Genomic DNA, 10,944 nt, shown 5'->3' with positions numbered 1-10,944 from the left:
AGAGCATCGCGGCTGAAGCCGCTCCTACGGGCTTGCGGCTATCTCGATTTCAGACGTGCGACCAGAGCCTTGAGCACGGTCTGCGCTTCCGGCGCAAACCAGCCGTCGAGGAATTCCTCGACCGGCAGTTTCGCAGGGTCGGCGAACACCGCGGCGAGGTCGGCGCGCGCAAGGCGGCGCGTTTCGCCCATCGCGTTCGGCGGAAATTTGAGCAGCTCGCCGAGCCAGGCCAGCGCGCGGGGCACCACGAAGTCGGTGTCGACGAGTTCGTCGACGAGGCCGATCGCATCGGCCTGCTCTGCGTCGAGCATCGCACCGGCGACCATCAGGCGTTCCGCGCGATAGACACCGACGAGACGGCGCAGCGCGGCCTGGATGCAGTCGGGCACCGACAGACCGACCTGCACTTCGTTGAGACCGATCTTGAACGCGCCGCGCGCCATGATGCGGTAGTCGCACATGATGGACAGCACCGCGCCGCCTGCCGGTGCGTGGCCGGTGATCGCCGCGGCGACCGGGATCGGCGAACGCGCGAGCGCGGCGCACAGGCCGAAGAAATCGTTCCAGAACACGCGGAATGCGGCGCGGTCGAGCTGCAGCAGCGTTGGCACGTCGAGCCCGGCCGAGAACAGGCCGGGCGCGCCGGACAGCACGAGCGCGCGTGCGCCCTGGCTCGGCGCCGCTTCGACAGCTGTGCGCAGCGCATGCACCAGCGCCGGATCGAGTGCGTTGACCGGCGGCCGCGCTAGGCGGAGTTCGTGGACCGTGTCGTGGTGGATGATATCGAGCATGGCGGACTCTGGAGTCTCTGGAGTTGGTTGTCGGAAAACTTCGGCTCGTCATTCCAGCGAAGCGCTTCGCAACAGCGAAGCTGGTCAAGCCGGAATCCAGCTCTTCATCATGTGCGGTGCAAGCTGGATCCCGGCGCGACCAGCCATGCGGCTGTTGAAAGCCGCCGGGATGACGAGTAGGTAAGCCTGCTCGCTACGATCTACTCGTCCGACACGACCCACGCATAACGCACGAGGTAGTCCAGCGTCGCCTTGCCGCCCGCCGGCACCGCGACCCGGAACTCGAGCGTGTCGGGCGTCTGCCGGTCCGGCTTCTGACTCGACGACAGCAGGGTCCATGCGCGCCAGCGGTTGGGGTGCTGGCGCACTGTGACCGTGCGCGCGGTTTCACCGGAGTTCGTCAGCGTGATGTGGAAGCCCTCGTTCATCTCGCGTGCGGCCTTGTCGACACTGAACACGCTGCGCTCGCGGTTCGCGGCGAGGTCGAACGCGACGCCGAGGTTGACGTCGACATGGCGGCCCTTTGCGGTGTCACCGATGCGGTTCTCGCCGAGCAGTTCGGTGCGGCCGTCCTTGTCGCGCATCAGCACGCGCAGGTTGCCGCTGGGCAGGTTCTCGGTGGCGGTGAACTTGAGCTGGCTGCTGATCGGCCCGTTGCCGTTCTGGAATCCCTCCGGTGCCAGCATCGGCTTCGGCGGAATCCAGGTGCTGCCGCTCTCGAACAGCCAGCGGCGCTCGCAGGCGAGATCGCGGCTTGCGTAAAGCGGCACTTGGGTCACGCTGGCGTCGGGCAGGTCGAGGTTGCCGTCGATCGCGTAGCTGCGATAGTCGCCGAGCGCGGACTGCTCCGGCATCCCATCCGCCGCGGGCGCTGCCGCCATGGTCTTCATCGCCATCGGTCGCGGTCCGCCACTGTATTTCGCGAAGTTTGGCGCACCGGCGATCAGTTTCAGTTTCGCGGCGGGATAGTCGCGGCCGCTGCGGTTGGCGATGCTCGCGAGCGCGTCGAGATGCAGTCTGCAATCGCTGCCGTCGAGCAGCAGCGCCGAATAGGCGGCACGCCATCCGAGACCGGCGGTTGGGTAGGTCAAGGTCGCCGGTGCCGCGCCGGCCTTGCCGTCGAGCGCAAGCTGCAGTGTGCTGCCGGGCAGGCCCGAGCCTTCCGGGAACTCGACGCGCGCGAATTCGCGCACGTAGCTGATGCGCCCGTCGGCGCCGCGCACGCCGAGGTTGCCGCCATCGATCGCGACCAGCACGCCGTCGACGATCGGCTTGTTGCCATCGCCGAACACCTGCACACGTTCGCCGCGGTGCGCTGACAGAGCGCCGGCGTCGCCCGCCGCGATCACGCGCTGTGCGAGCACGCGACCGGCGCCACCGAGGTCGATCGCGACCGCTTCGGTATCGAGCATCGCCGGCAGCCCTTCGACCACAACGGTCTGCTTGCCGCCGGTCAGCTGCAGCGTGCGCAATTCGTGCACGATCGCGTGGCCGTCGGCGATCGGCGCACTGCCGGCCTCGAACAGCGAGTCGCTGTCGCTGCGGTAGATCGTCACCGCGGGGTCCGCGGCATTGGCGGCGGTAGTCAGTGCAGTCATGGCCAGCGTGAGCAGGTGACGGTGCATGATCGCAGTCCGGTTGCGCAGGAGGGGAGCAGTTATCATAACGGTCCTTACGGAGGTTGCCATGGATCGTTCACAACGCTGGTTGGCATGGATCGGGGTCGGCTTGGTTGCCGTCGCCGGCAGCGTGCATGCCGAGGGCAAGCTCGGCGTCACCGATGCGTGGATCCGCGCCGCGCCACCGGGAGCGAGCATGCTCGCGGGCTATGCGACGCTGAAGAACGTCGGCGATGCGCCGATCAGCATCCTGACCGTGCAGAGTGATGCGTTCCGCATGACCTCGCTGCACGAGACCGTGATCCAGGAAGGCGTGTCGAAGATGCGCGAGCTGCATCGCCTCGCGATCGCGCCTGGTGCGACGGTCGCGCTGGCGCCCGGTGGCAAGCACCTGATGCTGATGCAGCCGCGCCACGACATCACGGTCGGCGAGAAGGTCGAGATGATGTTCCTGCTTGCCGACGGAACGCGGCTGGAAACCTATTTCGACGTGGTCGCGCCGGATTCCACGGGCGACTGACACGCGGCGCGGATCGCTTCAGGCAGCGGCACCGAACGGCCGCTGGCGGGGTCGACCCAGACCATGACAACCTCGCCGTCCGCATAGACGCAATCGTCGTCGTTCGCGGCGACGATGCGGTGCGCAATCGTCAGCGACGATGTGCCGACGCGCTTGGCGACAAGTTCGACGACGATCTGCGCGGGCCACGCGAGCTGGCGGCGGAAATTGATCTGCGCCGCGGCGACGACCGGCATCATCGTCTCGTCGAACCAGATACCGTCGACGTCGGCGAGCCAGGCCAGGCGTGCTTCCTGCGCATAGACCAGGAAGGTCGCGTTGTTGACGTGGTTGAACGCGTCGAGATCGCCCCAGCGCACCGGCATCGGCACGCGTGCCATCAGGCGCAGGGGCGGGGGAGATGCGATTTCGGTGGGGGGCGGCGATATCCGGGCGGCCGACGCTGGCGGAGTTGTGCGGGATTTCTTCGTGGCGGGTTCGCGCGGCTTGGTCATGCGGCTTCCTTGCGATTGCGTCGACGCACCGGCGGCTGCGCACTCGCGAGTGCGCGCGCGAGAAATTGTCCGGTGTAGGAAACGGGTGTCTTCGCAATCTGTTCGGGCGTTCCGGTCGCGAGGATCGTGCCGCCGCGTTCGCCGCCTTCCGGGCCGAGATCGACGATCCAGTCGGCGGTCTTGATCACATCGAGGTTGTGCTCGATCACGACGACCGTGTTGCCGTCTTCGGAGAGGCGGTGCAGCACCTTCAACAGCTGCTCGATGTCGTGGAAATGCAGGCCGGTGGTCGGCTCGTCGAGGATGTACAGCGTGCGGCCGGTATCGCGCTTGCTGAGTTCGCGTGAGAGCTTCACGCGCTGCGCCTCGCCGCCGGAGAGCGTGGTCGCGCTCTGGCCGAGCTTGATGTAGGACAGGCCCACGTGGATCAGCGTCTCTAGCTTGCGTGCGAGCACCGGCACCGGCTCGAACAGCTTGAATGCATCTTCGACGGTCATATCGAGCACGTCGGCGATCGTGTGGCCCTTGTAGGTGATCTCCAGCGTCTCGCGGTTGTAGCGCTTGCCGTGGCAGACGTCGCAGGGCACGTAGACATCGGGCAGGAAGTGCATCTCGACCTTGATCAGGCCGTCGCCCTCGCAGGCTTCGCAGCGGCCACCCTTCACATTGAAGCTGAAGCGGCCCGGGCCGTAACCGCGTGAGCGTGATTCGGGCACCTGCGCGAACAGCTCGCGCAGCGGCGTGAACAGGCCGGTGTAGGTGGCCGGATTCGAGCGAGGCGTGCGTCCGATCGGCGACTGGTCGATGTCGACGACCTTGTCGAACAGGTCGAGACCTTCGATCGCGCGGAACGGCGCCGGCTTCTCGTTCGCGCCGTTGAGTTCGGCGGCGGTGTGCTTGTGCAAGGTGTCGTTGATCAGCGTCGACTTGCCCGACCCTGACACGCCGGTCACGCAGACGAACAGGCCGGCCGGAATTTCCAGGTCGACGTTCTTCAGATTGTTGCCGGAGGCGCCGAGGATCCTCAGCATCTTCTCGGGGTCGGGCTTGCGACGCTGCTTCGGTACCTCGATGCGGCGCTGGCCCGACAGATACTGCCCGGTCAGCGAGCGCGGCGCGGCGAGGATTGCGTCGATATCGCCCTCGGCGACGATCTCGCCGCCGTGCACACCGGCGCCGGGGCCGATGTCGACGATGTGGTCGGCGAGGCGGATCGCATCCTCGTCGTGCTCGACCACGATCACCGTGTTGCCGAGATCGCGCAGGCGATTGAGTGTACCTAGCAGGCGCTCGTTGTCGCGCTGGTGCAAACCGATCGAGGGTTCGTCGAGGACGTACATGACGCCGACCAGACCTGCGCCGATCTGCGAGGCGAGGCGAATGCGCTGCGCTTCGCCGCCGGACAGTGAATCGGCCTGGCGATCCAGCGTGAGGTAATCGAGGCCGACGTCGACGAGGAAGTGCAGGCGCTCGCGGATCTCCTTGACGATCTTCACCGCGATCTCGCCGCGCCAGCCGGCCAAGGTCAGCGCCTTGAAGAAGTCGAGTGACTGGTCGATCGGCAATGCGGTCAGCGTCGGCAGGTTGCGATCGCCGACGAACACGTTGCGCGCGCTGCGGTTCAGGCGCTGGCCATGACAGTCCGGGCAATCGCGGTCGCTGATGAACTTCGCGAGTTCCTCGCGCACCGCCGGCGATTCGGTCTCCTTGTAGCGCCGCTCCAGGTTCGGAACGATGCCCTCGAAGCGATGCTTGCGCGTCACCGCGCCGCTCGCGCCGGTCACGTAGCGGAAGCTGATCTGCTCGTCGCCGGAGCCGTACAGCACATGATGGCGTGTTGCTTCGGGCAGGTCGTGCCAGGGCGTGTCGACGTCGAACTTGTAGTGCTTCGCGAGCGACAGGATCAGTTGGAAGTAGTACTGGTTGCGCCGATCCCAGCCGCGCACCGCACCGGCGGCGAGACTGAGCTGCGCATTGACGACGACGCGCGCCGGATCGAAGAACTGGGTCACGCCGAGCCCGTCGCAGGTCGGGCAGGCGCCGACCGGCGAGTTGAACGAGAACAAACGCGGTTCGAGTTCCGGCAGCGAGTAGTCGCAGACCGGGCACGAGAAGCGCGACGAGAACGTGACTTCGGCGGCCTTGGTGTCGTCGAGATCGGCAAGGATCGCGATGCCCTCGCCGAGGCGCAGCGCGGTTTCGAATGATTCTGCGAGGCGCTGCTTGATGTCGGGCTTGGGTCGGAAGCGGTCGATGACCACTTCGATCGTGTGCTTCTGGCGCAGCGCGAGCGGCGGCACCGCATCGAGTTCATGCACGACACCGTCGACGCGCGCACGCACGAAACCCTGCGCGCGCAGTTGTTCGAAGACCTGCACGTGCTCGCCCTTGCGCTCGCGCACGATCGGCGCGATCAGCATGAAGCGCTTCCCGGGGTCGAGCGCCAGCGTCGCATCGACCATCTGGCTGACCGTCTGCGCCTCGAGCGGGATGCCGTGGTCGGGACAGCGCGGCGTGCCGACGCGTGCGAACAGCAGGCGCAGGTAGTCATAGACCTCGGTGATCGTGCCGACGGTCGAGCGCGGGTTGTGCGAGGTCGCCTTCTGCTCGATCGCGATCGCGGGCGAAAGCCCCTCGATGTGGTCGACGTCGGGCTTCTCCATCACGCTGAGGAACTGCCGCGCGTAGGCCGACAGCGACTCGACGTAGCGACGCTGTCCTTCCGCGTAGATCGTATCGAACGCCAGCGAAGACTTGCCGGAACCGGACAAACCGGTGATCACGATCAGCTTGTCGCGCGGCAGATCGAGATCGATGTTCTTGAGGTTGTGCGTGCGCGCACCGCGAATGCGGATCGTATCCATGCGGCCGGAGATGGGGTGAAACGATCACTATAACAACCGTGCGCCGTCTCAGCGCCTGCGACGAGCGAGCGCGCATTGCAGGCCAGCGCCGCGCGGGCTATTGTTTTTCGTAGGAGCGGCTTCAGCCGCGATGCTTTTGGTGCGTGACGAACCCATCCCCACCCAATCCTCACCTGAAGGGGGGAGGGCTTCAAAGCATCGCGGCTGAAGCCGCTCCTACGGGAGCAAGGCAGATGCATTCGGGCAGCGCTGCCCAGCGCACCGGTGTCGCGAATCCAGCTTGGCTTGCGCCGCGCCGCTGATTTGCCTTAGAATCCGCGGTCCTTTCGGGCCAAATGCCCGGAAGTTGGCAGTTTTCAGAATAACTACAGAGGCATAGCCATGTACGCAGTCATTGTCACCGGCGGTCGCCAGTACCGCGTGGCGCAGGGCGAGACCCTGCGCGTAGAGAAGCTCGTCGCCGATGTCGGCGCCGAGGTCAAGCTGGATCAGGTCCTGCTCGTCGGTTCGGGCGAGGGCGTCACCGTTGGCGCTCCGCTGGTTGCCGGCGCACTGGTCACGGCCAAGGTCGTTTCGCACGGCCGCGCGGACAAGATCCGCATCGTCAAGTTCCGTCGCCGCAAGCACTTCCGCAAGGAGACGGGGCATCGTCAGCATTACACCGAAATCGAGATCGTCGGCATCACCGGCGCATCGGGCAAGTAAGGAGTAGGTCATGGCACATAAAAAGGCAGGCGGCTCAACCCGCAACGGTCGCGACTCCAATCCGAAGTATCTCGGCGTCAAGGTGTACGGCGGCCAGGCGGTCGAAGCCGGCAACATCATCATTCGCCAGCGCGGCACCCGTTTCCATCCAGGCACCGGCGTCGGCCTCGGCCGCGACCACACGATCTTCGCGATCGTCGACGGCAAGGTCGAGTTCAAGGTCAAGGGCGCCAACGCGCGCAAGACGGTCAGCGTGATTCCGGCCTGATCCGGACGCGTTCACGGTTCGCGAAGGCCCCGCTGCGTGCGGGGCTTTTCGTTTGTGAGGCTGGGAATGGAGAATGGGGAGCCGGGAATAGGCACAAGAAGGGCATCTCTTCGCCTTCGCCAAGACCGACGTCCCGTTTAGCTTTTCCCGATTCCCGATTCCCGATTCCCGATTCTCTATTCCCGGCCCCCAAATGAAATTCGTCGACGAAGCCATCATCCGCGTCTACGCCGGCAACGGCGGCAACGGCTGCGTCAGTTTCCGGCGCGAAAAATTCATTCCATTCGGCGGCCCGGACGGCGGCGACGGCGGCAGCGGCGGCTGCGTCTGGCTGGTCGCGGATGAGGGCATCAACACGTTGGTCGACTTCCGCCACCAACGCGTCTACCGCGCGCAGCGCGGCGAGAACGGCATGGGCCGGCAGATGGCCGGCAAGGGCGGCGAGGACACGGTGATCCGCGTGCCGGTCGGCACCGTCGTCATCAACGTCGACACCGACGAGGAAATCGGCGATCTGACGACGCACGGTCAGCGTCTGCTGGTCGCTCAGGGCGGTCATGGCGGCCAGGGCAATATCCACTTCAAGAGCTCGGTCAACCGCGCGCCGCGCAAGGCGATGCCGGGCAGTGCGGGGGAGGAGCGCGAAATCAAGCTCGAGCTCAAGGTGCTGGCCGACGTGGGCCTGCTCGGTTTCCCGAACGCAGGCAAGTCGACGTTGATCCGTGCGGTGTCCGCGGCAACGCCGAAAGTCGCCGACTACCCGTTCACGACCATGCAGCCGCATCTGGGCGTGGTGCGCATCGAGACCGACCGCAGTTTCGTGATCGCGGACATTCCCGGCCTGATCGAGGGCGCGGCGGACGGCGCCGGCCTCGGTATCCAGTTCCTGAAGCATGTCGCGCGCACGCGCCTGCTGCTGCACGTCGTCGATATCGCGCCGCTCGATGGCATCACTGATCCGGTGGCTGAAATCCGCACCATCGAGAACGAGCTCAAGGGCTTCGATCCGAAACTCCTGAAACGGCCGCGCTGGCTGGTCTTCAACAAGATGGACCTGCTCGCGCCGGAAGAGCGCGAGAAGACCGCCAAGGCGATCGTGCGCAAGCTGAAATGGAAGCAGCCGTGGTACCTGGTCTCGGCGATCGCGCGCGAAGGCACCTGGCCGCTGTGTCTGGATATTCAGCGTTTCTTTGATGAGCAGAAACTGGCCGCCGCCGAGGCGGCCGCGGAGCAGGGCGCGTGACGCCAGCCGCTGCCGGCATCCAGACAACAAAAAAGCGGGCTAGCGCCGGCCTGGGAATTCTATTGAAGATAAAAAAGCCGGCTAGCGCCGGCTTTTTCGGCATCGCGTTGAAGCCTTGCTCAGGCCAGCGCCTTGATGTGCGCGGTCAGGCGGCTCTTGTGACGCGAAGCCTTGTTCTTGTGGATCAGGCCGCGTGCGGCGTAGCGGTCCATGACCGGCTCGGCGATCTTGAACGCGGCTTCGGCACGGGCCTTGTCCTTCGCTTCGATCGCCTTGACGACATTCTTGATCGCGGTGCGAACCATCGAACGCGCGCTGGCGTTGCGCTGGCGGTGCTGCTCGGACTGGCGCGCACGCTTCTTCGCGGACTTGATGTTGGCCAAGGTAAAACTCCAGTGAACGGGTTCGGAAAAAGACTGCGGATTATGCCGGCGGTACGCGGTCGCGTCAAACGAAAGAACCCCCTCTCCCCCAACGGCTCCATCGTTGGGGGAGAGGGCTGGAGTGAGGGGGCGGGGGTTGCCGCCAAGCGAAACCTCGGAGTGACTCTTTCATCAGAGCGCACCGACCTGCTGTGCATTGCGAAGATCGGCGCGTTGCAGCGTTTTGCGGCCCCGCCCCCTCACCCAGCCCTCTCCCCCAAGCGGGGCTTGTGGGAGAGGGCTTCAGGATGAGCCGCCCGAGCCTGTTCCGCTCGATGCTGAGCTTCAGCGGAGGCACCTTCGTCTCGCGCCTGCTCGGCCTCGTGCGAGAGCAGGCGATCGCGTACGCGTTCGGCGCGAACGCGGCGACCGATGCGTTCTGGGTCGCGTTCCGCATCCCGAACTTCCTGCGCCGGCTGTTCGCCGAGGGCTCTTTTTCGGTCGCGTTCGTGCCGGTGTTCACCGAGGTCAAGGAGACGCGTCCGCACGCGGATCTGAAGGAACTGATAGCGCGCACGGCCGGCACGCTCGGCGGTGTGCTGCTGCTGGTCACCGCGCTCGGCGTGCTCGGCGCATCCTGGGTAGCGCGTGGCTTCGCACCGGGTTCGATCGACCAGCCCGCGAAATTCGCGCTGACCACCGACCTGTTGCGCGTCACGTTCCCGTTCTTGCTGTTCGTCTCACTGACCGCGCTGGCTGGCGGCGTCCTCAACAGCTTCCACAAATTCATGCTGCCGGCGCTGACGCCGGTGATCCTGAATCTGTGCATGATCGCGGCCGCGCTCTGGGTCGCGCCGCATTTCGATGTACCGATCATGGCGCTCGGCTGGGCGATCTTCGTTGCAGGCATCCTGCAGCTGCTCGTCCAGTTGCCGTCGCTGCGCCGGCTCGACCTGCTCGCGTTGCCGCGCTGGGGTTGGAGTCATCCGGACGTGCGCCGGATCCTGAAGCTCATGGTGCCGACGCTGTTCGGCTCTTCTGTCGCGCAAGTCAACCTGCTGCTCGACACGCTGATCGCTTCGTTCCTGATCTCCGGCTCGCAGACCTGGCTCGCGCAGACCGATCGCCTGCTGGAGTTTCCGCTCGGCCTGTTCGGTGTCGCGCTCGGCACGGTGATCCTGCCCTCGCTGTCGCGTCATCACGTCACCACCGACCACGACGGCTTTGCGAAGGCGCTCGACTGGGGCCTGCGCACCGCGTTGCTGATCGCGGTGCCGGCGATGCTCGCGCTGGTGCTGCTGGCCAAGCCGCTTCTCGCGACCTTGCTGCAGCACGGCCGCTTCAGTGCGCACGACGTCGACATGGCTGCGCTGTCGCTGTCCGCGCTCTCGTTCGGGCTGCCCGCATTCGCATTGGTCAAGGTCGTCGCGCCGGCGTTCTATGCGCGCCAGGACACGAAGACACCGGTCCGCGCCGGCATCGTCGCAATGGTCGCGAACATGGTGATGAACATCCTGTTCGTCGGCCTGCTGTTCCATTTCTGGCACAAGCCGGAGGATCTCGGCGACGGCTGGTTGGCTGCGATCGCGAAAGTGCCCGGCCTGCACATGGGCCTCGCGCTGGCCAGCGCGCTGGCCAGCTATCTCAATCTCGCGCAGCTCTGGCTAGCGCTGCGCCGCGACGGCGTCTACCAGCGCCAGCCGGGCTGGGCGAAGCACCTCGCGCGTCTCGGCGCCGCCTGCGTCGCGATGGTGATCGTGCTCGGCATCGGCCTGTGGCAGTGGTCGGACTGGGGCGCCTGGAGCGTGATGACGCGCGTGCTGCGGCTCGGCATCCTGATCGCAGGGGGCGGCGGCACATTCCTGGTCGTGCTGTTCGTCTGCGGTTTCCGCTTGCGCGATCTGCGGGGGATTTGATCCATCCAACCCGCGCTCGTAGGAGCAGCTTCAGCCGCGATGCTTTTCATGGCGCGGTAACACCATCCCCACCCGACCCTCCCCTTGAAGGGGAGGGCTTGAAAGCTTCGCGGCTGAAGCCGCTCCTACGGAAGCTGGACCCCGCATGCTGCGGCGCAGCGG

The 10,944-nt window shown here is 65.9% G+C and carries 10 protein-coding genes; 5 read left to right on the top strand and 5 right to left on the bottom strand.

Annotated elements, in window-relative coordinates; genetic code table 11:
• Positions 1 to 38 precede the first annotated feature (38 nt).
• Both ABD002_RS01630 and ABD002_RS01625 read right to left on the bottom strand, forming a co-directional pair.
• Positions 39 to 791 (bottom strand): enoyl-CoA hydratase/isomerase family protein, encoded by a 753-nt coding sequence (locus ABD002_RS01630; protein ID WP_343786451.1) that lies wholly within the window; start codon positions 789 to 791, stop codon positions 39 to 41.
• A 200-nt stretch (positions 792 to 991) separates the two neighbouring features.
• On the bottom strand, positions 992 to 2,416 hold the full coding sequence (locus tag ABD002_RS01625; RefSeq protein WP_343786449.1) for a DUF4139 domain-containing protein: 1,425 nt from the start codon (positions 2,414 to 2,416) through the stop codon (positions 992 to 994).
• Between the two features lie 61 nt (positions 2,417 to 2,477).
• Here ABD002_RS01625 and ABD002_RS01620 point away from each other — a divergent pair, with 61 nt between their 5' ends.
• The gene (locus ABD002_RS01620; protein ID WP_343786446.1) at positions 2,478 to 2,930 is read left to right on the top strand and encodes a copper chaperone PCu(A)C; all 453 of its coding nucleotides are present in this window, start codon (positions 2,478 to 2,480) and stop codon (positions 2,928 to 2,930) included.
• Here the strand turns inward: ABD002_RS01620 and ABD002_RS01615 are convergent.
• Both ABD002_RS01615 and uvrA read right to left on the bottom strand, forming a co-directional pair.
• Positions 2,891 to 3,310 (bottom strand): acyl-CoA thioesterase, encoded by a 420-nt coding sequence (locus ABD002_RS01615; RefSeq protein ID WP_343786444.1) that lies wholly within the window; start codon positions 3,308 to 3,310, stop codon positions 2,891 to 2,893. The two genes, ABD002_RS01620 and ABD002_RS01615, sit on opposite strands and share 40 nt — an antisense overlap.
• Before the next feature lie 110 nt (positions 3,311 to 3,420).
• On the bottom strand, positions 3,421 to 6,288 hold the full coding sequence (uvrA, locus tag ABD002_RS01610; protein ID WP_343786442.1) for an excinuclease ABC subunit UvrA: 2,868 nt from the start codon (positions 6,286 to 6,288) through the stop codon (positions 3,421 to 3,423).
• A 381-nt stretch (positions 6,289 to 6,669) separates the two neighbouring features.
• Between uvrA and rplU the strand changes: the two genes are divergently transcribed.
• The 3 genes from rplU (at position 6,670) to cgtA (ending at position 8,504) form a co-directional block, all read left to right on the top strand.
• Complete coding sequence (rplU, locus tag ABD002_RS01605) at positions 6,670 to 6,993, top strand: 50S ribosomal protein L21 (protein ID WP_343786440.1); 324 nt, start codon at positions 6,670 to 6,672, stop codon at positions 6,991 to 6,993.
• A 10-nt stretch (positions 6,994 to 7,003) separates the two neighbouring features.
• The gene (gene rpmA / locus ABD002_RS01600; protein WP_343786438.1) at positions 7,004 to 7,261 is read left to right on the top strand and encodes a 50S ribosomal protein L27; all 258 of its coding nucleotides are present in this window, start codon (positions 7,004 to 7,006) and stop codon (positions 7,259 to 7,261) included.
• Between the two features lie 193 nt (positions 7,262 to 7,454).
• Positions 7,455 to 8,504: an Obg family GTPase CgtA gene (cgtA, locus tag ABD002_RS01595; protein WP_343786436.1), complete on the top strand. Its 1,050-nt coding sequence runs from the start codon at positions 7,455 to 7,457 to the stop codon at positions 8,502 to 8,504.
• 119 nt (positions 8,505 to 8,623) lie between these two features.
• Here cgtA and rpsT read toward each other — a convergent pair whose 3' ends face one another.
• Positions 8,624 to 8,887, bottom strand: a complete 264-nt coding sequence (rpsT, locus tag ABD002_RS01590; protein ID WP_343786434.1) for a 30S ribosomal protein S20 — start codon at positions 8,885 to 8,887, stop codon at positions 8,624 to 8,626.
• Between the two features lie 287 nt (positions 8,888 to 9,174).
• Between rpsT and murJ the strand changes: the two genes are divergently transcribed.
• A complete protein-coding gene (murJ, locus tag ABD002_RS01585) occupies positions 9,175 to 10,782 on the top strand; it encodes a murein biosynthesis integral membrane protein MurJ (RefSeq protein WP_343786432.1) in 1,608 nt (535 codons plus the stop codon).
• Positions 10,783 to 10,944 lie beyond the last annotated feature (162 nt).

Source organism: Dokdonella soli (genome assembly GCF_039523175.1).
Lineage (GTDB): Bacteria > Pseudomonadota > Gammaproteobacteria > Xanthomonadales > Rhodanobacteraceae > Dokdonella_A > Dokdonella_A soli.
Note: the sequence above shows the minus strand (reverse complement) of the source record. Positions and strands in the feature narration are given on the sequence as shown.